16 protein-coding genes and 1 pseudogene are annotated in these 20,713 nt (G+C 62.0%); 9 read left to right on the top strand and 8 right to left on the bottom strand.

Going from position 1 to position 20,713, the window contains the following annotated elements; genetic code table 11:
- Window positions 1–59: 59 nt before the first annotated feature.
- Together ACYU7Q_RS21440 and ACYU7Q_RS21435 are read right to left on the bottom strand one after the other, a co-directional pair.
- Window positions 60–1,751 (bottom strand): outer membrane beta-barrel family protein, encoded by a 1,692-nt coding sequence (locus ACYU7Q_RS21440; RefSeq protein ID WP_460611529.1) that lies wholly within the window; start codon window positions 1,749–1,751, stop codon window positions 60–62.
- Window positions 1,752–1,847: 96 nt separating this feature from the next.
- Window positions 1,848–2,540 (bottom strand): annotated as a pseudogene (locus tag ACYU7Q_RS21435) (carboxypeptidase-like regulatory domain-containing protein); the annotation flags it as partial.
- 461 nt (window positions 2,541–3,001) lie between these two features.
- Between ACYU7Q_RS21435 and ACYU7Q_RS21430 the strand changes: the two are divergent.
- The 3 genes from ACYU7Q_RS21430 (at window position 3,002) to ACYU7Q_RS21420 (ending at window position 8,091) form a co-directional block, all read left to right on the top strand.
- On the top strand, window positions 3,002–3,835 hold the full coding sequence (locus ACYU7Q_RS21430; protein WP_460611501.1) for a 3'-5' exonuclease family protein: 834 nt from the start codon (window positions 3,002–3,004) through the stop codon (window positions 3,833–3,835).
- 86 nt (window positions 3,836–3,921) lie between these two features.
- Window positions 3,922–5,475 carry a serine hydrolase gene (locus ACYU7Q_RS21425; RefSeq protein WP_460611500.1) on the top strand — a complete coding sequence of 518 codons (1,554 nt, stop codon included), beginning with the start codon at window positions 3,922–3,924 and terminating at the stop codon, window positions 5,473–5,475.
- Window positions 5,476–5,535: 60 nt separating this feature from the next.
- The gene (locus ACYU7Q_RS21420) at window positions 5,536–8,091 is read left to right on the top strand and encodes a T9SS type A sorting domain-containing protein (RefSeq protein ID WP_460611499.1); all 2,556 of its coding nucleotides are present in this window, start codon (window positions 5,536–5,538) and stop codon (window positions 8,089–8,091) included.
- A 76-nt stretch (window positions 8,092–8,167) separates the two neighbouring features.
- Here ACYU7Q_RS21420 and ACYU7Q_RS21415 read toward each other — a convergent pair whose 3' ends face one another.
- From ACYU7Q_RS21415 to ACYU7Q_RS21405, 3 genes are all read right to left on the bottom strand, one after another.
- On the bottom strand, window positions 8,168–9,220 hold the full coding sequence (locus ACYU7Q_RS21415; RefSeq protein WP_460611498.1) for an NAD(P)-dependent alcohol dehydrogenase: 1,053 nt from the start codon (window positions 9,218–9,220) through the stop codon (window positions 8,168–8,170).
- Window positions 9,221–9,386: 166 nt separating this feature from the next.
- A complete protein-coding gene (locus tag ACYU7Q_RS21410; RefSeq protein WP_460611497.1) occupies window positions 9,387–10,085 on the bottom strand; it encodes a DUF1990 domain-containing protein in 699 nt (232 codons plus the stop codon).
- On the bottom strand, window positions 10,078–10,656 hold the full coding sequence (locus tag ACYU7Q_RS21405) for a DUF1990 domain-containing protein (protein ID WP_460611496.1): 579 nt from the start codon (window positions 10,654–10,656) through the stop codon (window positions 10,078–10,080). Before ACYU7Q_RS21405 ends, ACYU7Q_RS21410 begins: the two co-directional genes overlap by 8 nt.
- Window positions 10,657–10,758: 102 nt before the next feature.
- On the opposite strand from ACYU7Q_RS21405, the gene nfi reads away from it, so the two are divergent.
- A complete protein-coding gene (gene nfi / locus ACYU7Q_RS21400; RefSeq protein ID WP_460611495.1) occupies window positions 10,759–11,448 on the top strand; it encodes an endonuclease V in 690 nt (229 codons plus the stop codon).
- A 17-nt stretch (window positions 11,449–11,465) separates the two neighbouring features.
- Here the strand turns inward: nfi and ACYU7Q_RS21395 are convergent, their stop codons facing one another.
- The 3 genes from ACYU7Q_RS21395 to ACYU7Q_RS21385 form a co-directional block, all read right to left on the bottom strand.
- Entirely contained in the window at window positions 11,466–12,350 is an 885-nt protein-coding gene (locus ACYU7Q_RS21395) for a glutamate--tRNA ligase family protein (protein ID WP_460611494.1), read from the bottom strand.
- An 11-nt stretch (window positions 12,351–12,361) separates the two neighbouring features.
- Window positions 12,362–13,282, bottom strand: coding sequence for a bifunctional helix-turn-helix transcriptional regulator/GNAT family N-acetyltransferase (locus ACYU7Q_RS21390; RefSeq protein ID WP_460611528.1), 921 nt, complete (start codon window positions 13,280–13,282; stop codon window positions 12,362–12,364).
- Between the two features lie 110 nt (window positions 13,283–13,392).
- Window positions 13,393–13,785: a VOC family protein gene (locus ACYU7Q_RS21385; protein ID WP_460611493.1), complete on the bottom strand. Its 393-nt coding sequence runs from the start codon at window positions 13,783–13,785 to the stop codon at window positions 13,393–13,395.
- 112 nt (window positions 13,786–13,897) lie between these two features.
- Between ACYU7Q_RS21385 and ACYU7Q_RS21380 the strand changes: the two genes are divergently transcribed.
- From ACYU7Q_RS21380 to gndA, 5 genes are all read left to right on the top strand, one after another.
- The gene (locus ACYU7Q_RS21380) at window positions 13,898–15,229 is read left to right on the top strand and encodes a serine hydrolase (protein WP_460611492.1); all 1,332 of its coding nucleotides are present in this window, start codon (window positions 13,898–13,900) and stop codon (window positions 15,227–15,229) included.
- A gap of 102 nt (window positions 15,230–15,331) precedes the next feature.
- A complete protein-coding gene (locus tag ACYU7Q_RS21375; protein ID WP_460611491.1) occupies window positions 15,332–16,798 on the top strand; it encodes a complex I subunit 4 family protein in 1,467 nt (488 codons plus the stop codon).
- 99 nt (window positions 16,799–16,897) lie between these two features.
- Window positions 16,898–18,298, top strand: coding sequence for an NADH-quinone oxidoreductase subunit N (locus ACYU7Q_RS21370; protein WP_460611490.1), 1,401 nt, complete (start codon window positions 16,898–16,900; stop codon window positions 18,296–18,298).
- Between the two features lie 89 nt (window positions 18,299–18,387).
- The gene (locus ACYU7Q_RS21365; protein WP_460611489.1) at window positions 18,388–19,038 is read left to right on the top strand and encodes a M15 family metallopeptidase; all 651 of its coding nucleotides are present in this window, start codon (window positions 18,388–18,390) and stop codon (window positions 19,036–19,038) included.
- 159 nt (window positions 19,039–19,197) lie between these two features.
- Complete coding sequence (gene gndA, locus ACYU7Q_RS21360; protein WP_460611488.1) at window positions 19,198–20,700, top strand: NADP(+)-dependent, decarboxylating phosphogluconate dehydrogenase; 1,503 nt, start codon at window positions 19,198–19,200, stop codon at window positions 20,698–20,700.
- The last annotated feature ends 13 nt before the right edge of the window (window positions 20,701–20,713 follow it).

Genomic DNA, 20,713 nt, shown 5'->3' with positions numbered 1-20,713 from the left:
GCTTCGCTACGCTCTGCATGACGTTCCTTATACCCTAAATGCGCTGATGGCTCCCTCCCCTACTGCCCGCCCTGCTTGCTGCCGCCGCCTTTCACGTCGTCGTTCGAGATGGACTTGCGCTGTTTGGGTTGGCCGGCCTGCCCGAAGCGGTAGTTGAAGCTGAGGCGGAACGAGCGTTGGTAGGCGTAGTTGCGGTTGGTTTCGCTGAAGGTGGGCGTGTCGGTGGTGTTGCGGTAGAGCCAGTAGTCGTTGAAGGGCGCGGCGAGGTTGAACACTACATCGGCCTTGTCCTTGAGGAAGGTTTTCTTGGCCCCCATCTGGTAGTAGAGGTTTCCGGAGCCGCGGCCCTGCAAGTCGGGCGAGGGCAGCGAGGCGAACACGAAGCCCTGCAGGGTGAAGTTTTTCGGGAGCTTATAGGAGGAGTTCAGGTTGAGGCCGGCCGTGAAGCCGCGCCGCTCGATGCCCAGCGAAGGGCTGCGGCGCACGATGTACTGAATATCGGGCCCGCCGCTGATGTCCCAGCCCTTGGCCGGCTTGGCCGAGCCGTAGAAGTTAAGCTGATAAAAGGCGTTGGAGGCCACGTTGGCGTAGGTCTGGCGGGTCACGCCGTTGGCGTCGGGGCCGAGCCGAATGGACTCGATGGCATTGCCCGTGCGGCGCATGGAGGCCGCGATGTTGAGCGAGCCGGCCTTGCCGTTGGTATTGAAGCTGAGCTCGTAGGAATCGGTCAGCTCGGGGTCCAGAGCGGGGTTGCCGTACACCAGGTTCTTCGGGTCGGAGCGGTCCACGAAGGGGTTGAGGTAGTCGATGTAGGGGCGGGTGATGCGGCGCGAGTAGGCAGCGCGTACGCTGTTGTTGTCGGTGAAGGAATACTGGGCGTTGCCGTTGGGCAGCAGCGTAAGGTAGCTGCGCACAAAGCTGGTGTCGTTGGTGCGAAAGTCGGCCGAGAGGCCGGTGCGTTCCAGGCGGCTGCCTAGGCTCAGGGTCAGCTTCTTGGTCAGCTTATTGGTATAGGAGGCGTAGGCGGCCTGCACGTTCTGGTCGTAGCTGAAGTCGGTGGAGCGGCGCGCAATGGGCGCAAAATCGGCTTGGCCCAGTTTCAGGCTGTCGACGTTGGCCACCGAGCCGGTGCGCCGCCAGATGCTTTTCAAGCCGGCCTCCAGGGTTTGCTTCTCGCCGAAGGGCTGGGTGAGGTCGGTTTGCAGGGTTACTTCCGAGCCCGGCGTGCGGCCCCGGCTGCGTTCGCGGTAGTTGGCGCGCCCCACTTCCAGGTTAGTGGTGGAGTTCTGGTACTGGTCGAAGTCGTAGCCGAAGGTGCCGTCGTTGCGGGCGTACTGGCCCAGCACGCTCCACTCCTTGCGGGCCAGGGCGTAGGTTTTGGTGTAGGTGCCGGTCAGCTCACCGTTGAGGCCACTAAACTTGCTGTTGGTGGCGCGGGTGAACAGCTGGTTGGTTTGCGGGAAGGCGGGCGACACGAAGTCGTTGAGCATATTGTTATAGTCATGGCCGGCGTAGTGGTGCGCCGTGGCGGCCACGGACAGGCTTTGGTGCTCGCTCAAATCGTAGTCGAGGCCCACCGAGCCGAACAGCCACATCCCGCTGTAGTTGCCCACGCCCTCCTGGGTCAGGGTCGAGTTATCCAACTTGCCGAAGCGCACCCGCTCCGACTTGTTCGGCCCGTACCACTGGCCCGTGCCGCCCGAGGAGGTGAAACCCAGCTTCTTGGTTTTGAAGTTGAGCGCGCCATTCACGCCCGAGTTGCGGCTACCGAGCGAAGTGCCCACGCGGCCGTTCAGGCCCTGCTCCACCCCTTTCTTCAGCACAATGTTGATGATGCCGGCGGTGCCTTCGCCGTCGTATTTGGCGGGGGGCGTGGTAATGATTTCGACCGACTTAATCTGCTCGGCCGGAATGCCTTTCAGGGCTTCGGCCAGGTTGCTGGCCAGTGTGGGCGAGGGCTTGTTGTTCACCAGCACCTTGAAGTTGCCGGAGCCGCGCATTTTTACGTTGCCGTCGGCGTCCACGGCCAGCAGGGGGGCTTTGCGCAACACATCAGCGGCGGTGCCGCCGGCGTTGGTGGCGTCCTGCTCGGCGTTGTACACCATGCGGTCGGGGCGGATTTCCACCACCGGCTTCTGGCCGATGATGACGGCCTCGGCCAGCGCGGTGCCGGCCGTGGGCAGGCGGAAGGTGCCCGCATCGGTGGCACCGGCCGTAATGGTCACGTTGCGCGTCTGGGTGCCGTAGCCCACGTAGCTCACCCGCAGGCGGAACGGGCCGGGCGTGAGCTTGGTGAGCGAGAACTTGCCGGCGTCGTCGGCGGCCACACCGGTGATGGCCTTGTCGTTGGGGGCGGGCGGCAGCAGCACCACCGTGGCGTAAGGCACAGGCTCCTTCCTGAGCGAATCGAGCACGGTACCGGTGAGGGAGCCGGTGCCAGCGGGTAGCGCCGGGGCGGCAGTCGGAGCCTGGGCATGCGCGGCCCCGCTCAGGAGCAGGCACAGCAAGCCCGCCGCAAAGCAATGCGTAGATAGTTTCATCGGTGCAGAGGGGAAAGGAAAAGAAGGAGTACGCCCTAACAGATGGCCCGGCCGGGGCTTGGGTTGCCTGTTGGCGGTATTAAATTGAGGTGAAGGCGCGGGGAGTATCGGCCCCGGGGCCCAAACGTTACATGGTCCTATATTATTTGTTGGGGAAGTGCCGTGCCCGGCGCGGGACCAGGAGAACGGGCCGTGATTGGGCTCAAAGGTCCGGGGCGCAGGGGCCGCCGCGTCCCATATCCTAAGTTGGGACGTGCCAATACCGGAGTCGGGACGGGTGAGCGGGGAAAAGCCCTGCCCCTACAGCGGGGGCAGTTGGTGGAACGATGACGGCTGATTTTCTTCACTCTTGCACCCAGCGTGGCCGGGAGCGTAGCTTTGAGACGGTGGGCGGCTCGCCTGCTCCCACTCCCCTGTCCGCCGTATCTTCAGCGGCTCTTACTGCTTTTGCTGCCTCTGCCATGAATATCCTGCGCCACGTCGACCTCACCCGCGTCTTCTTCGTCGACATTGAAACCGTGCCCGGCCACGCCAGCCACGCCGAGTTGCCAAAGGCGCACCAGTCGCTCTGGCAGAAGTTTTGCGAGAAGCGCCATGCCCGTGAGTTGGCCGAAGGCCAGACCCATGAAGCGCTGTTCGCCAACGGCGGCCTCTACGCCGAGTTTGGCAAAATCGTGTGCATCTCAGTGGGAAAGTTCTACCGCCTGGCCGATGACACGCTGGAATTCAAGGTAAAATCGTACGCCAGCGATGACGAGTGCGAGGTGCTGCGCGGCTTCGCCCGGGCTCTGGGCGAAGCCAAACCCTACGGCACCAAGCTGCCCACCGCCACCAACGTCCGCGAGCACGAAGACCCCAAGCGCATCGGCCATTACCTGTGCGCCCACAATGGCCGCGAGTTTGATTACGGCTACATCGGCCGCCGCATGTTGATTTGTGGCCAGTCTATTCCGCCAATGCTCGACGTGGCCGGCTACAAGGCCTGGGACCTGCCGCACCTGCTCGACACGATGGAGCTGTGGAAGTTTGGCGATTTCAAAGGCACCATTTCCCTGGCACTGCTGGCCGGGGTCTTCGGCATTCCTTCGCCCAAAGACGACATCGACGGCTCCCACGTAGGCCACACCTACTGGACCGAGAAAGACCTCAAGCGCATCGTTACCTATTGCGAAAAGGACGTCATCACCACGGCCCGCATTTTTCTGCATTACCTCGGCCTCAAGGCTCTTTGGCCCGAAGTGCAGGTTACCCACACCCCCTGGCCGCCCGTATCGGCCATGCGGGTGGTGGCCTAGCCCTCGCAGCCTGCTTAGATTTGAGTCGGCTGAAATCCCTGTGGGGTGTTTCAGCCGACTCTTTTTTGTCTTTGCCCTCAATCCTAATGCGTCCAACTCTTTTCCTGGCGGCGCTGGCTGCGGCCGCCTTCTCCTTCCCCGCCCACGCCCAAACGGCCAGCCCCCGCCCCAGCGCTGCCACCGGCAATGCCTTCGTGCGCGACAGCCTGACCAGCTACGTGCAGCGCGGCCTCAGGCTCTGGAACATCCCCGGCCTGGCCGTAACGGTGGTGAAGGACGGGCAGGTGGTGGTATCGCAGGGCTTTGGAGTGAAGACCGTGGGCAAGCCCGAGCCGGTGGACGGCAACACGCTTTTCCTCATCGCCTCCAATTCCAAGCTCTTCACCGGCACCGCCATCTCGCAATTGGTAGAGGAGAAAAAGCTGAAGCTCGACGACCCGGTGCGCCAGTACCTGCCCGATTTTCGCCTCTACGACTCCACCAGCACGCGGCTGGTCACCATCCGCGACGTGCTGGGCCACCACTTGGGCACCAAGACCTTCCAGGGCGATTTCACCTTCTGGGATTCCAACCTGAGCCGGGCTGAAATTATGCAAAAAGTACGCTACCTGAAACCGACGGGCCTGTTTCGGCAGCAGTACGGCTACAGCAACTACGGCTTCCTCACGGCCGGCGAAATCATCCCCGTCGCCACGGGCGGCACCACCTGGCAGGATTTTGTGCAGCAGCGCCTGCTCACCCCGCTGGGCATGACGAACACCTATCCCCTCTCAGCCGGGGCTGGCCAACGGGCCAATGTGGCGCAGCCCTACACCACGGCTTTCGGGCCGCTCACGCGGGTGCCGTTTGACGAGGTGGACAACTTCGGGCCAGCCGCCAGCATGGTTTCCAACGTCAATGACCTCAGCCACTGGCTGCGCTTCCAGCTCGACAGCGGCAGGTACAACGGCCAGGGCATTCTGCCATGGGCCACGCTGCGCCGCACCCGCGAGGGCAACACGCTGGTGAGCACCGGCAAGTCGCCAATCTTCCCCAGCCATTTCCGCACCTACGGCCTGGGCGTGTTCTCGGCCGATTACAACGCCCGCCAGATATTCTGGCACACCGGCGGGGCCAACGGCTTCGTGACCAACGTGTGCTTCGTGCCCGAGGAAAGCCTGGGCCTCGCCGTGCTCACCAATCAGGACAACCAGAGCTTCTTCGAGGCCCTGCGCTACCAGCTGCTCGACGCCTACCTGGGCGTGCCCTACGTGGACCGCAGCCGCCAGCTCTACGCCTCGGCCAGCAAAGGCAACGCTGAAACGGCCAAAGCTGTGGCCGAGCTGGCCGCCCGCGTGGCCAAAAAGAACAAGCCTACCCGCAACCTCAAGGACTACGCCGGAACCTACCAACATCCCGTCTACGGCACCATCACGGTGGAGCCTAAGGGCAAGCAGCTGCTCGTGCGCTTCTCGCACCACCCGGCCCTCACCACCACCCTGGATTATATGGATGGCGACGTGTTCCGCAGCACCTTTTCCAACGCCACCTACGGGATTTTCCCGGCCCCTTTTACCGTGGAGAATGGGCAGGTGAAGGCGCTGGAAATCCGCGTGAATGACGGGCTGGAGCAGGACCCGTACGTGTTCACGAAACAGTAAGCCGGTCGTAATTTTACCCGAATCGAATTCAGCTTAATTCCCTTCCTTTCACTCAATTATATGCGTCTTTTCTATTCGTTTCTGATGGCCGCTTTGTTGAGCTGTAGCCCTTGGCTTGCCGCCGCGCAGCAGCTCGACCCTGGCTTTGCGCCCAGCTTCATCACCAGTGCCGGTGGCAGTGTGCAGACGATAGTGAAGCAGTCGGATGGCAAGGTCATCATCAGCGGCCAGTTTCAAACCATCAACGGAGAACCCACCAGCCAGGTAGCCCGCCTCAACGCCGACGGCAGCCCGGACCTGGCTTTCCGGACCCAAGCCGGCAGCGGCCCCGACCAGCTCATTAGCGCGCTGGCCGTGCAGCCCGATGGCAAGATTTTGCTGGGAAGCGAGCACGGGCTTTCCTTTTATAACGGCGTGCCGGTGCAGGGCCTGGTCCGTCTCAACGCCGACGGCAGCCTCGATACTTCGTTCAGCTCGGGTGGCGCGGGGTGGCAGGGCTACATTCGCAGCTTGGCCGTGCAGCCCGACGGCAAAATTCTGGTGGGTGGCAGCCTGTATGCCTCCTTCAACGGGCAGCCCACCCACGGCCTGATTCGCCTGCTGCCCAGTGGCGCACTCGATACTTCCTTCAACACGGGCACCGGGTTCGCGGGCACCTACGGCGACCAAGTGGTGATAAAGCTGCTCGTGCAGCCCGACGGAAAAATTGTGGCCGCCGGCAGCTTTACCAGCTTCAACGGCCAGTCGCGGTCGGCCATCGCCCGCCTCAACGCCGATGGCAGCCTGGACAACACGTTCACATCGCCGCTCGATGCCAACGGCATTGTGTTGGGGCTGGACATACAGGCCGACGGCAAGCTGGTGGTAGGTGGCGCGCAACTCGCCAGCAGCGGCACCGCCCAGCTTTTGCGGCGGTTGATGCCCAACGGGACTGCAGATGCCACCTTCCAGGGCGGCCCGCAAAACGGCGGTGTGATACTTGACTTGCACGTCCGGACCAACGGCAGCATTCTGGTTGCGGGCGGCTTTGGCGACTATGGCGGGGTGGCTCGCAGTGGGCTGGCGCGGGTTTCCAGCAACGGCACGCTCGATGCCACCTTCGCCGCCACCACCGGCGGCTTTGGGACGCTGCTGGCGGTGGCCGAGCTGAACAATGGCCAATACCTGATTGGCGGCTACTTTGACCAGTTCGACGGCCAGGGCGAAAGCGGCCTGGCGCGTCTCACCACGGCGGGCCGGTACGATGCCACCTACAGCCAGCCATTGGGCTACATCCCGGGCGGCTACCTCACGCCCCTTACCAATGGCCAAGTGCTGTTGAACTACGCCTTCACCCGTTTTAACGGGCAAACCATAACCAATAACGACTACCCCGTATTTCATCGGGTGAATGCCAACGGCACTTACAACGGGCCGGTTACGCTGCCCGCGGCCACACCTCGCCCCTACAGCGGCGACTATTCCCGCAACGTCTTCCCGCAGCCCGATGGCACGTTCTACGCCACGTACCAGAACAGCGACAGCACCGCCGTGGTGCGCCGCATCCTGGCCAATGGCACGTTCGATGCGACCTTCGCAGCCACGGTAATCAAGTCAAGCTCTCCAATTGGGTTTTCGGGCGCTACCAGCATTGTGCCCCATCCAAGCGGCGGCTTGCTGATGACCGGTGACTTTGTCAAGGTAAATGGCCAGCCCCGCGTATTCGTGGCGCGCCTGCTGGCCGATGGCACGCTTGATACCCAGTTTGCCCCGCCCACCAATGCCGTGTGGCAGGTGCCGACCGTGGGGGTGGGCAACACGGCCGGCTTCCGCTACGCTGTGGGCCTGGCCAACAGCCAAACGCTCGTACTCTGGAACGACGCCACCCGCAGCTACGTGGCCCGTCTTAATTCCGATGGAAATATTGACAACACCTTTTCCATTGGCACGGGCGGCGGACCAAATTCACTCTTCGGCATCCTCCCCGTGGCTGGAAACAAACTCCTGGTTAACGGCAACTTCACCAGCTTCAATGGGCAAGCGGCTCCCTACGGCCTGGTGCGCCTGCTGCCCAGCGGCGCGCCCGATGCCAGCTTTGTGGCGGCCCGCGCCTCCCACGGCACCACCGAGCAGCCCGATGGCCGCCTGCTCATTGTGGCCCCAGGCACCAACTCGCAAAACGTTAACATCACCCGCCTGCTCACCAACGGCGGACTGGATAGCAGCTTCCAGCCGGTATCGGTGGTGAGTGCCACTCACGCCCCAGCGTTCCCCATCATCTATTTGCAGCCCGTCACCAATGCGATTCTGCTCAGCGGCGACTTCACCAGTGTAGCCGGGCAGCCGCGCTATGGGTTGGCCCGCCTCGTGAATACGGCTCTGGCCACGCGCGGAGCCACGGCGGTGCCGCTGGCTGAAGCCTTCCCCAACCCGGCCCACGGGCAGCTCAACCTGCGCCTGCCCGCCCCGGCCACCGGCCCCGTGCTACTGACCGATTTGCAGGGCAGCACGGTACGCCGCTGGACGTTGGCACAGGCCAATGGCACGGTGCCGCTGGGCGGCCTGGCCCCGGGCGTGTACCTGCTGGGCGTCGCCACCACAGCTGGCCAAAGTTGGCAGCGGGTGGTGGTCGAATAACGGCGGTTAATCAAATACAAAAGCCGGCCTCCCACGCGGGAAGCCGGCTTTTTGCGTTTAGCCGATTGGGTTGGCGCTAGTTCTTCAGCGTAGCCAAATCAATCACGAAGCGGTACTTCACATCGCCTTTCAGCATACGCTCGTACGATTCGTTGATGTCTTTGATGTCAATGACTTCGATGTCGGACATGATGTTGTGCTCGGCGCAGAAGTCCAGCATTTCCTGCGTCTCGGCAATGCCGCCGATGAGCGAACCGGCGATGCGGCGGCGCTTGCCAATGAGGTTGAAGGCGTGGATGTGCGGCGCTTCGGTGGGCACGCCCAGCAGAATCATGGTGCCGTCGCGGCGCAGCAGGTTCACGTAGGTGGCCAGGTCGAGCTGGGCCGATACGGTATTGATAATGAAGTCGAAGTAGTTGCCCACCGACTTCAATTGGTCCTTGTCTTTGGTCACCACGAACTTATGGGCGCCCAGCTCTTTGGCATCGGCCTCCTTGTTGGGCGAGGTGCTGAGCACGGTTACTTCGGCACCCATGGCGGCGGCGAGTTTCACGGCCATGTGGCCCAGGCCGCCGAGGCCCATCACGCCCACGCGGTGGCCGGGGCCCACTTTCCACTGGCGCAAGGGCGAGTAGGTGGTGATGCCGGCGCACAGCAGCGGAGCCACGCGGGCCAGGTCCAGCTTCTCCGACACCTTGAGGGTGTACTTTTCATCCACCACAATCTGGCTGGAATAGCCGCCGTAGGTAGGAGCGCCGCTGCCAATTTCGCGGCTGTTGTAGGTGCCTACCATGCCGGTGGTTTCGCAGTACTGCTCCAGGCCGTCTTCACAGCTGGAGCAAGTGCGGCAGGAGTCCACCATGCAGCCCACGCCAGCCAGGTCGCCCACTTTGAAGTTTTTCACGTGGTCGCCCACTTTCGTAATACGGCCCACGATTTCATGGCCCGGCACCATCGGGAAGATGGAGCCGCCCCACTCATCGCGCACCTGGTGCAGGTCGGAGTGGCATACGCCACAGAACTGGATATCAATGAGTACATCGTGCGGCCCAACTTCGCGGCGCTCGAAATTGAAGGGCTCTAAAGGAATGTTAACGGCGGGTGCGGCGTAGGCTTTCGTTGGAAGCATCTTGGGAATGGTTGAGTTTTGAATGTTGAGGGTTGAATGAAAAACCAGCCCGTAATGCCGAGCGCAGCGAAGCATCTTTACCGCAGGAGTAAACCCGTGCAAAAGGGTTACTGATGGCGGGCAAGATGCTTCGCTGCGCTCGGCATGACACTGTCTATTCTTTGTTCTAACCCGCCATTGCGGGTAAGGTTTGCGGCAGCGGCTGTCCGGCCAGCGTTTTACCTACCAGCTCTTTCATGCGGCGCAATGATTCGCGGGCAAATTTGCGCTGAAGTATCCGCCCAAACAGCTTGAAACCCACCCAGTAGAACGGGTTGCGAATCTGGCCGGGCTGCGACACCGCATGAATGCGAAACTGCACCGCGCCGGTGGTCAGGTTTTTGTGAATGGTAAAGTCAATCTGGCCCTTCTCAAAGTGGCCTTCGAGGGTGCGGTAGCCGTAGCCCCACACGCGCTCCGGCCCGCCGGGCGTGGAGCGGGCGGCCTCGTCGGTCACCTCGCTCACGCGCACACCGAAGTAGAAATTGAAGACCAGAAAGTGCGCCCGCAGTACCATGATGCGCTTTTCGAGCGGGGCACTGGGGTCGAAATAACCGGTGATGAGGTCGGGCGGCGGGAAGGCGTAGCGGCGTAGCACGTCCTGCGCGGCGGCGAAGGAACCAGCCGCTTCGGGCGGGCCGGGGGCTTCGGCGGGCAGGTCGGTTTCGTAGTCGTCGAGGCGCCAGCCGGTGGCGCTGGTGTACTCGTTCTGACGCGAGAAATCGTAGTTGACTTTCGCGTCGGTGTAGGCCTGGATTTGAGCGCGGTACTGCTCCCAGACGGGCGGTTTGGCCGAGGCAGGCACGGCAGCAATTTGCTTACTCATGGCGGGTGTGCTGAACGTGGCCGGACTCATCGTGCCGAAAGGTTTCGACTACTACATCGGCCAGGGCCTGGCCGCCGCTGGCCGCTGCTACGCGCCGGCAAAACTCGACCCAGGTGGCTTCCTGCAACAGCTTGCCGCCGCCGATGGTGTCGTAGGCAAAGGCCACCAGCCCGTCGCGCGAGCGGGCCGAGGAGCGGATTTCGAACCGCAGTACGTCCGGTGATTCGTCCAGATAATGTGTTTCGAAGCGGATGCGGCCGGCCTCGGGATGGCCTTCGAGGGTGATAAACTCGAAGGCAGTGGCGCTGACCTCGGTGACGCGCACGCAGCCGTCCCACGGCCCAAGGATGGTGATGCTGAACTCGTCGCCAACTTTTAGCGCACTGTCGTCGCCTTCTTTCTTCTTGAAATTGGCCAGCGCATCGGGCGAGAAGCGGGGCACGTCGGCCTGCACCTCGGCCATGAGCTGGGGAGGCGATTTTCGGGCGCGCTGCACATCAATAAAATAGCGGCGCTCCAGCAGCGGACCGGAACCGGTGGAAGCAGGTTGTTCGGAAGGGGAATTAGACATGGCCGACGAAGAAACGTATGGCCCTCATACGCCCAGCAAAGCCGTAGGATGCTACGGTTGAGCTATTCCGTGCATTTTACATTGATTTTTGTCCTCCCCTAAATGGCTTATTACCGCCGCCCTGGCCCCCCACCCGACCCCGCCCTCGTCAAAAGCCTCACCGAGCAGCAACACGAAATGCGCCAGCGCGTGCGCGCCGAGCCCCTGGCCCACGAGCCGCGCCTGATTGCCGGCTGCGATTCCTCATTCCCCACGCCCGACACGATTTTGTCGGTGTTCGTGGTGCTGAGATTTCCTTCGCTGGAGCTGGTCGAAAAAGTGTATAACTACGGCCCCGTGGACATGCCCTACGTGCCCGGTTTCCTCTCCTTCCGCGAAGCGCCAAACGTTATTCACGCCTTTGCCAAGCTCGAAAACAAGCCCGATGTCATCATGGTCGATGGCCACGGCATTGCGCACCCGCGCCGCATGGGCATAGCCGCGCACCTGGGCGTGCTGCTCGACATGCCCACTTTCGGCGTAGCCAAGCAGAAGCTGACGGGTATTTTCACCGAGCCCGGCCTGGAGCGCGGCAGCATTGAGCCGCTGCTCGATGCCAAATCCGGCGAGCTCATCGGCGAAGTCATCCGCAGCAAAGACAAGGTGCTGCCGCTGTTCGTGAGCCCCGGCCACCGCTGCGACCAGGCCACGGCCACGCGCCTCACGCTGGCCTGCCTGCGCGGCTACAAGCTACCGGAACCCACGCGCCTGGCCGACCACTGGGCCGAGCAGTTCAAGAAAGAAGTGCGGTAGCGTTTTCGCACACGGGTTTAACCGACGGAAAAGAGGTTCGTCGAGTTGAAGGCTAGTTGAAGGGATTGCAGCGTTTCGGCCGAATCGATGGGCAGCTCCAGCAGTTCTGCTACCGCCTGAAACACGGCTTGCTTTCCCTGCTTTTGGGCCAGAATACCGGCATCGACCGGCAGCTGCTGCGATTTGGAGAGCTTTTGGCCAGCCGCATCTGTGAGTAGCGAGTGATGGCCGAACCGGACCCGTGCCGCATTAAAAGCGCCTGTTTCCGAAAGCTGGCTGGCCAGCCAAAGCTGCGCGGCCGTGCTAGGCAGCAAGTCCAGCCCACGCACAATCAGGTTGGTACCGAGCCGTAAATCGTCTACCACCGAAGCCACCTGGTAGGCTGCCACGCCGTCTTTTTTGCGAATCACGAAGTCCGGCATCAATGCGCCAAGTGGCACACTCGTTTCGCCCTGCCAGGCATCGAAAAAAGCACTTGTTGTAGCGGGTGGAACGTGCGCCCGCCACGCCGCGCCAGGCGTTTCGAGCGGCACCAGCGCATCCGTACCGCCGGTGCGGGTGCGCTGGCTGGCCTGCACCAGGCCCGGTACCAGTACCAGCCGGCGCAGCACGCGGTTGTACTCGGGCAAGTGCAACAGCTGCGAGTGGTGCCGCAGGAAATCATCGGGGCCGCTGGGGCCATGGTCATAATCAATGCCCAGCCAGTCGATGACGCGGAAAATATTATCCAGATAGGCCGGTCGCAGGCGGGCCCGGTCCAGGTCGTCGATTCTTAGGTGCAGCACGCCGCCAGCTTGCCGCGTGAGCAGCCAGGTGAGCACGAAGTTCACGGCGTTGCCGAGGTGCAGAAAGCCGCTGGGCGTGGGCGCGAGGCGCGAAACAACAAGCGCTTTTGGGGGCAATGAACTGGGCATCAGTCCAACAATAATTCCATCTGCACATCGGCCCGCGCATAGGGCGAGGGGTTGGGCTCGGCCAAATCCTGAAACCCAAGCCTGCGATACAGCGCCAGCGCCGGAGCCAGCTTCGAGTTGCTTTCCAGGTACACGCGGCGGCCGCCCAGGTCACGCGCCCGCTGCACAGCCGCCTGGCCCAACAAATAGCCAATCTGCCGCCCCTGCGCCGCGGGCGACACGGCCATTTTGGCCAGCTCGTAGCTATTGCCTTCGGGCATCTTAATCAGGGCGCAGGTACCCACTACCTGCCCGTCCACCTCGGCCAGCAGTATGCAGCCGCCCGGCGCCAGAATGTAGTCCTCGGGATGGTCGAGGGCCTTCAAATCGGCGGGCTCAAGGGTGAAGTAATGCGAAATCCACTCCTCATTCAGCTGCCGGAAAACGGGCTGGTCGCCGGGCCGGAAATCGCGCAGGGTGACGGGAGACGCTTCGCGCTGCGCCCGGGCCGCCGCCACCCGGCTATGCAGGCTTTGCTGCTGGAGTTGCAGCTCGACTCTGTCCAGTGCCTGCCACAGGTCTACATCGGCTTCGGCCAGCAGGGTTTGCATGCTGCGGCGCACGTCGTCGGTTTGGGCGCGCAATTGGGGCAGAATTTCCTGGGCCAGCGGGGTGAGCGTCATCAGCCGGCGGCGCTGGTCTTGGGGGTCGGTGGTCATGGCCAGCAGCCCGTGGCGCACCAATTCCTTCACAATTTGGCTAACGGAGGCGTGGGTATGTCCAATCTGGTCGGCGATTTCATTGCTGGAAATGCCGGGCCGATGCGCCACCAAATAAAACACAGGATACCAACGAGGCTGAAATGGTAGCCCGTAGTCGGCATAAATAGTGGCCGCTTCACTGGTAAAATATTCACTCAACCGTCGTAGACGGCTGCCCATTGCCACTGGTCCGAGCTGTTGTAGGAAATCCATAGCTATTTTATGTAAGCACTTACACAAAAATAACACCCGGAGGCATTTCTCCAATTTTTCAGCAAAAATTTCTGTTCCTACAGCGTCCAGGCAGCTTGTTGCAGCACCACGCGGTAGCCATCGGGGTCTTCAAAGGTGCGGCCGTGCTCATCCCAATAAGGGTTATAAGCTGGCACCGGCACGAAGCCCGCGGCGACCATGCGCTGCACAGCGGCCTGCCACTCGTCCGCATCGGGCAGGTAGAAAACGAGCAGGTTGTCGGCCGTGGGCGCGCGGCCGACGGCGTGGCCGGGCTGGTGCGTAAACTCCAGATGGTACGCCGCCTGCGGGTGGCCCAGCATTAGGCCATCAAAACCATCATGGGCCGTGAAAGAGGCTATTTGCTGCAGGCCCAGGCCGTCGCAGTAAAAGCGCCGTAGGGCGGGCAGGTTATCGGTGGGCCGGGCCACCCGCAGCTTGGGAATGTTCATGTGGGGATGTGGAAAATGGTGAATGTAGGCCAGGGTCCTGTTTAGGCCGAATTAAACCGGAACCGTGGCGCTAGGTCTAGTTACATATTCAAGTATCAAGACCTTTGGCCTGATGAAAAAAAGTTTATTTCTGCTCGGGGTTTTAATTACTCTGGTGCTGCCAAGCCGCGTCAAAGCTCAGACATCCAATCTCTATTTCCCGCCCATCACGGGCAGCACCTGGGCCACCATCACACCGGCCAGTCTGGGCTGGTGCCAGCCGCAGCTCGATTCGCTCATTGCCTTTGCCGGCCGTAAAAGCAGCAAGTCGCTCCTAATTCTGAAGGACGGCCGCCTGGTGGTGGAGCATTATTACGGCACCTATACCGCCGATTCGGCCTGGTACTGGGCCTCGGCGGGCAAGTCGCTCACGGCTACGCTCGTGGGCTTGGCCCGGCAGGATGGCCTCCTGAGCCTGACCGACAGCACTTCGAAATACCTTGGCCGCTGGACCAGCGCCACCCGCCCGCAGCAGCGCCAGATTCAGCTGCTGCACCAGCTCACCATGACCACCGGGCTCGACGACAGCCCGCCCGCGCCCTGCGACAACGAAAGCACCACGCCCGGCTGCCTGCTCTACCTCACCACGCCCGCCACCCGCTGGGCCTACCACACCGGCGCCTACCGCACTTTGCAAGATGTATTGACGCAAGCCAGCGGCACCGCCAGCATGACCACCTACACCAGCCAGCGCCTGGGCACGCGCATTGGCATGACGGGCCTGTGGGCCAACGACGTGTTCTACAGCAAGGCCCGGAGCATGGCTCGCTTCGGCTTGTTCATTCTCGCCCGAGGTTCTTGGAGTGGCACCCCAATCCTGACCGATACAGCCTATTTCCGCCACATGACCACCCCCAGCCAAACCCTGAACCGCAGCTACGGCTACCTCTGGTGGCTCAACGGTCAAAGCAGCTACAAGCTGCCCGGCTCCCAAGTCACGCTGCCCGGCCCGCTCATCCCCTCCGCCCCCGCCGACCTTATCGCCGCCCTTGGCAAAAACGACCAGAAGATTTACGTGGTGCCCAGCCTGGGCCTCGTGGTGGTGCGCCAGGGCAATACCGCCGGGGCCACCCGCCTCGCCGCCTCGTCCTTCGACACCGAGCTGTGGACGAAAATCATGGCGGCCGTAGCCTGCCGGCCCACCGCCACGGCTGCTGTCGCCGATGCCGCTGGTTTCTTGGCCTTCCCCAATCCTGCCACCGAAACCCTTACCCTGCGCCAGCCCACCGGTAGCGCCGCCACCATGCGCCTGCTCGATGCCTTGGGCCGCGAAGTGCTGCGCCAGTCCACCACCGGCACCGAGACGGTGGTTTCGGTTGTGGCGCTGGCGCCGGGGCTCTACACGGCGCAGTGGCTCGATGCCAGCGGGCGCGTGCTGATGAGCCGCAAAATGGCCCGACAGTAGAAGTTGCACAAAAACGGTGGTGCCTTCCTAGTCCGTGCGTAAGTTTGCGGTCAATTTGCGGGTGGGTTCCCCCATCCTGCAACGCGCCCAACCCGCCTGCTGATGCTGACTGCTGTACTGCTTTTTCTCCCTTTGGCCGCCGCTCTGCTGCTGCTAGTCGTTAAGGGAGCCGCCGCCCGTGCCCTCGCTTTCGGGGCCTCGCTCCTCGAATTTGTCATCGCCGCCTACGTCGCGTTCGACTTTAAATCCCACGGTTCGGCCGCCTACAACCTCGATTACAGCTGGATTCCATCGGCCGGCATCAACTTCCACATCGGGCTCGATGGCCTGAGTCTGCTAATGGTGCTGCTCACCACTTTTCTGGTGCCGCTCATTTTGCTGAGTGCTTTCAAGCGCGACTACGACAACCCGTCCACGTTCTACGCCCTCGTGCTGTTCATGCAGACGGGCCTGCTGGGCGTGTTCACCTCGCTCGATGCCTTTCTGTTTTACTTCTTCTGGGAAGTAGCCCTCATTCCGATTTACCTGCTGGCCGGCGCCTGGGGCGGCGAGCGCCGCATTGCCATCACCCTCAAGTTTTTCCTCTACACCGTCGTCGGCTCGCTGCTGATGCTGGCCGGCTTCGTGTACCTCTACCTGCAAACCGGCCCCGCCGCCGGCTCGCTGGCCCAGCACTCCTCGGAACTCACCGCCTTCTATAATCTGAAGCTGAGCGCCTCGGAGCAGTCGTGGTTGTTCTGGCTGATTTTCGCGGCCTTCGCCGTGAAGATGCCCATCTTCCCCTTCCACACCTGGCAGCCCGACACCTATACCGAAGCCCCCGCCCCCGCCACCATGCTGCTCTCGGGCATCATGCTGAAAATGGGCATCTACGGCACCATGCGCTGGCTGCTGCCGGTGGTGCCGCTCGGCGTGAGCCAGTGGCAGAAGCCGGTTATCATCCTCTCCGTCATCGGTATTATCTACGGCGCCATCATCGCCATTCGCCAGCGCGACGTGAAGCGCCTCATTGCCTACTCCTCCCTCTCCCACGTTGGGCTGATGGCGGCCGGCGTTTTCTCGCTCACCCAAATCGGCCTGCAAGGCGCGGTGGTCCAGATGCTGGCCCACGGCGTGAACGTAGTCGGCATGTTCTTCATCGCCGATGCTATTGAGCGCCGCACCGGTACTCGCTTCATCCCCGACCTCGGCGGCCTCACCCGCCGCACGCCCATCCTCTCGGTTTGCTTCCTCATCATGCTGCTGAGCACGGTGGCGCTGCCCCTCACGGGCGGCTTCGTGGGCGAATTCCTGCTGCTGGCCGGCGTGTACCAGTACAACGCCTGGGTGGGCGCGGTGGCGGGTCTGACCATCATTTTCTCGGCGGTGTACCTGCTGCGCATGTTCCAGCGTGTAATGCTCGGCCCCGATTCGTCGTTCTCCGAAACCATCACCGACCTCACCGGCGGCGAGATGCTGGTGCTGGTGCCGCTCATCGCGCTGGTGTTCTGGATTGGCTTGTTCCCGAATACGTTCCTGCACATCTCGGAGCCGGCCGTCACCAATATTCTGGCGCTGGTTGGCCGATAACCTCTTTGTCATTCCGAACGCAGTGAGGAATCTGGGTTCGGCACTGCCAACGGTTTGCTCCAGATTCCTCACTGCGTTCGGAATGACACCCTAGTACTTATGACCTCCATCATTCTCCTCTCCGTCTTCGGCATCCTCAACCTGTTCCTGGGCTTTCTGCGCTCGAATAAGGTGCTGCTGCCCGGCGCCATGCTGCTGCTGCTGGCCGTGTTTGGGGCCAACTTCGCCGACTGGAACGTGGCGCACGCGCCCTACTTCAACCACATGCTGGTGGTGGACAACTACACGGTGGCCTTCACGGGCATCGTGCTGCTCACCACCATTCTGCTGCTACCCTTCTCGCGCAGCTACGTGACCTCGGGCGAGCCGAACCTGGCCGAATACTACGCCTTGCTGCTGTTTTCGCTGGTGGGAGCCATCATGATGGTTGGCTACGACCACCTGCTGATGCTCTTCGTGGGCATTGAAATCCTGAGCATCAGCATGTACGTGCTGGCCGGCAGTAGCAAGCGCGACTCCCGCTCGAACGAAGCCGCCCTGAAATATTTCCTCATGGGTGCGTTTGCCACCGGCATCCTGCTCTTCGGCATTGCGCTACTTTATGGTGCCACCGGCACCTTCGCCCTCTCGCAGTTGGGCGCGGCTGTGGCCAACCCTGCCAACGCCAGCCTGCAGCCGATGCTCTACATCGGTATTCTCATGATGATTATCGGCATCGGCTTCAAAGTATCAGCCGCGCCGTTCCATTTCTGGACGCCCGACGTGTACGAAGGCACGCCCACCTTCTTCACCGCCTTCATGAGCACGGTGGTGAAAACGGCCGGCTTTGCTGCGTTTCTTAAGCTGCTGGCAGTGGCGCTGCCGGCCGCGCAGGGCTTCTGGATGCCCACCATTCAGGCCATGTGCGCCCTCACGCTGCTGCTCGGCAACGTGGGCGCAGCCGCCCAGAACAATACCAAACGCATGCTGGCGTACTCCAGCGTAAGCCACGCCGGCTACCTGCTCATCGGCCTCGTGGCCAGCAAGGGCATTCTGACCGGCGATGCCGCCAGCGGTATTTTCTTCTACTCGCTGGCCTATTCCATCGCCACGGTGGCCGCTTTTGGGGTGCTGAAACTAGTAACCGAGCATCGCCAGGAAGACCGGTATTCCGGCCTCAACGGCTTGGGCAAGACCAACCCGCTGCTGGCATTCAGCATGACGGTGGCGATGCTCTCGCTGGCTGGCATTCCGCTCACGGGCGGCTTCTTTGGCAAGTTTTTCCTGCTGGCGGCGGCCGTGGGCCAGGGCTACATCGGCCTCGTGGTGTTCGCGGTTATCATGAGCATGGTGGGCCTGTACTACTACCTGCGGCCTATTATCGCCATGTACATGCAGCCGGCTCCCGAGGGCGCTACGCCCGTACCGGTGGATGGCATTCAGACGGTGACGCTGGTGGTGCTGGCACTGCTAAGCATTGCGCTGGGCGTGGTGCCGGGCTTTATGAGCGGCATTTTGTAGCATCAACTTTGTCTTAATTAATGAAAAAGCAGTCCAACGGGCTGCTTTTTCTGTTTATTTGGCTTTCTGTCTGTCAGTCGGCCCGCGCTATGAATCGTGTACTGTGTCATCTGTGGCTGTTCTATGCCCTCAGCATCTTCAGCAGCTGCGCGGCCCGGCCACCGCACGAACCCGGCCCATTCCGCCACGGCGAGCTGGTGGAACTGACCAAAATTGACCCAACCATTCGGCTGGATATCCGCTACGCCACCAGCCACAATTTCATGGGCCGGGTGCTCTATCCGCAGGCACGGGCGTTTTTGCAGCGTCCGGCCGCCGAGGCCTTGGCGCAGGTGAACGCCGAGTTGAAACCGTTGGGCTACTGCTTGATGGTATTCGACGGCTACCGGCCCTGGCGCATTACCAAACAGATGTGGGACCACACGCCGGCCGACAAAAAGGAGTTTGTAGCCGACCCAAGCAAAGGCTCGCGCCATAACCGGGGCTGCGCCGTTGACCTCAGCTTATGGGATATTGCAGCCAACCAGGAAGTTGCCATGCCCGGGGCCTACGATGAAATGAGTTCCCGCTCCTACGCCGCTTACGCCGGAGGCACCGCTGAGCAACGGTCCCGCCGCGACCTGCTCCGTCGCGTGATGGAGCGCAATGGCTTCACGGTGCTGCCCGCCGAGTGGTGGCATTTTGATTATCAGGACTGGAAATCATATCCCATTCAGGATATTCCGTTTAGTCAGTTGTAACAAGTCAATGGCAAGGTCAACCGTATGATTCTTCAGCTGACAGCGCGGCGCAATCCCACGCCAGCAACCGTCCTGCCCAAAACTTTCGCGCCGGTTTCGCCTTTTTCTGGCGTAACTCGTTTTCCTGAGCTGACCCCTGCTTCTTAACCCCTCTTTCTGATGAGCGCAACTCCCGCTTCCAAGCCTTCTTTTGGCATGATTGGCCTCGGTACCATGGGCCGTAACCTGCTGCTGAACCTGGCCGACCACGGCTTTTCCGTGGCCGGCTACGACAAGGACCCGACGAAAATTGCCCTGCTGGCCAGGGAAGGGGCGGGCAAACCTGTGGCAGGATTTGCCGACCTCGCCACCTTCCTCATCGGCCTGCAAACGCCGCGCGCGGTGATGATGCTGGTGCCCGCCGGCCCCATCGTGGACAGCGTGATTGCCGAGCTCCAGCCCCTGCTGTCCCCCGGCGACATCATCATCGACGGTGGCAACTCGCACTTCACCGACACCGAGCGGCGCGCCAAGGCGGTGGGAGCGGCCGGCTTCCACTTTTTCGGCATGGGCGTGAGCGGCGGCGAGGAAGGGGCGCGCTTCGGCCCGAGCATGATGCCCGGCGGCGATAAGCAGGCTTATGCGGTGATGCAGCCCATGTTCGAGGCCATTGCGGCGCACGTCGATGGCCAGCCGTGCGTGACCTACATCGGTCCCGGCGCGGCCGGCCACTTCGTGAAAATGGTGCACAACGGCATCGAGTACGGCCTGATGCAGCTCATTGCCGAAACCTACGCGGTGCTGAAAACCGGCCTGGGCATGGACAATGCGGCCATCGGCCAGGTATTTACCAAATGGAATGAAGGCCGGCTGCAGTCCTTCCTGCTGGATATCACGAAGGATATTTTCGGCTTCATCGCCCCGAATACCGACCATTTGCTACTGGATGACATCAAAGACGAGGCCCGGGCGAAGGGCACCGGCAAATGGACGTCGCAGGTAGCCATGGATTTGGAAACGCCGCTGCCCACCGTAGATACGGCCGTGGCCATGCGCGATTTGTCGAAGTACAAGGCCCTGCGGGAGCAGCTGGCCGGGCTGTACGGCCCCGCAGCTGGTCCGCTAGCGGTAGAGCGCGAGGCCTTCCTGGCACAGCTGGAACAGGCATTCTACTTCAGCATGGTCATCACTTATGCCCAGGGAATGCAGCTGCTCTCGAAGGCATCGAAAGACTTTTCCTACGAGCTGAACCTGGCCGAAATCGCCAAAATCTGGCGCGGTGGCTGCATCATCCGCTCGGGCTTTTTGAATGACATTTTCAACGCCTATCAGCAGACGCCCGACCTGGCTCACTTGCTGCTCGATGGCCAGGTGCAGAAACTGGTGAGCGAAGCCGTGTCCGGCAGCCGCGCCGTGGTGGCGGCCGCTGCCACTGCCGGCCTGGCCCTGCCCGGCTACATGGCTTCGCTGAGCTACTTCGATACCTTCCGCACGGCGCGCATGCCTTCCAACCTCATTCAGGCCCAGCGCGACTACTTCGGGGCGCATACTTATGAACTGATTGGCAAGGAGGGCGTATTCCACACGCAGTGGACGCCGGAGCACGAGGAAGCATCCAACAAGAAGGACGCGCAGGTGGAGGAGCACGGCCCGGTGAAGGAACCGGTGACGCCGAATAGCTAGGAGCTTTATCGTC

This window comes from Hymenobacter terrigena (assembly GCF_054776515.1).
The sequence above is the reverse complement of the archived record's forward strand: the minus strand, read 5'-3'. Positions and strand labels throughout refer to the sequence as shown.

Excerpts from the sequence above, each read along its gene's own strand:
- ACYU7Q_RS21425 (WP_460611500.1), top strand. The coding sequence starts at position 3,922 with ATGCGTCCAACTCTTTTCCTGGCGGCGCTGGCTGCGGCCGCCTTCTCC.
- ACYU7Q_RS21405 (WP_460611496.1), bottom strand. The coding sequence starts at position 10,656 with ATGTCTAATTCCCCTTCCGAACAACCTGCTTCCACCGGTTCCGGTCCG.
- ACYU7Q_RS21375 (WP_460611491.1), top strand. The coding sequence starts at position 15,332 with ATGCTGACTGCTGTACTGCTTTTTCTCCCTTTGGCCGCCGCTCTGCTG.
- ACYU7Q_RS21410 (WP_460611497.1), bottom strand. The coding sequence starts at position 10,085 with ATGAGTAAGCAAATTGCTGCCGTGCCTGCCTCGGCCAAACCGCCCGTC.
- ACYU7Q_RS21415 (WP_460611498.1), bottom strand. The coding sequence starts at position 9,220 with ATGCTTCCAACGAAAGCCTACGCCGCACCCGCCGTTAACATTCCTTTA.
- ACYU7Q_RS21365 (WP_460611489.1), top strand. The coding sequence starts at position 18,388 with ATGAATCGTGTACTGTGTCATCTGTGGCTGTTCTATGCCCTCAGCATC.
- ACYU7Q_RS21370 (WP_460611490.1), top strand. The coding sequence starts at position 16,898 with ATGACCTCCATCATTCTCCTCTCCGTCTTCGGCATCCTCAACCTGTTC.
- ACYU7Q_RS21380 (WP_460611492.1), top strand. The coding sequence starts at position 13,898 with ATGAAAAAAAGTTTATTTCTGCTCGGGGTTTTAATTACTCTGGTGCTG.
- ACYU7Q_RS21420 (WP_460611499.1), top strand. The coding sequence starts at position 5,536 with ATGCGTCTTTTCTATTCGTTTCTGATGGCCGCTTTGTTGAGCTGTAGC.
- ACYU7Q_RS21385 (WP_460611493.1), bottom strand. The coding sequence starts at position 13,785 with ATGAACATTCCCAAGCTGCGGGTGGCCCGGCCCACCGATAACCTGCCC.
- ACYU7Q_RS21390 (WP_460611528.1), bottom strand. The coding sequence starts at position 13,282 with ATGGGCAGCCGTCTACGACGGTTGAGTGAATATTTTACCAGTGAAGCG.
- nfi (WP_460611495.1), top strand. The coding sequence starts at position 10,759 with ATGGCTTATTACCGCCGCCCTGGCCCCCCACCCGACCCCGCCCTCGTC.
- gndA (WP_460611488.1), top strand. The coding sequence starts at position 19,198 with ATGAGCGCAACTCCCGCTTCCAAGCCTTCTTTTGGCATGATTGGCCTC.
- ACYU7Q_RS21430 (WP_460611501.1), top strand. The coding sequence starts at position 3,002 with ATGAATATCCTGCGCCACGTCGACCTCACCCGCGTCTTCTTCGTCGAC.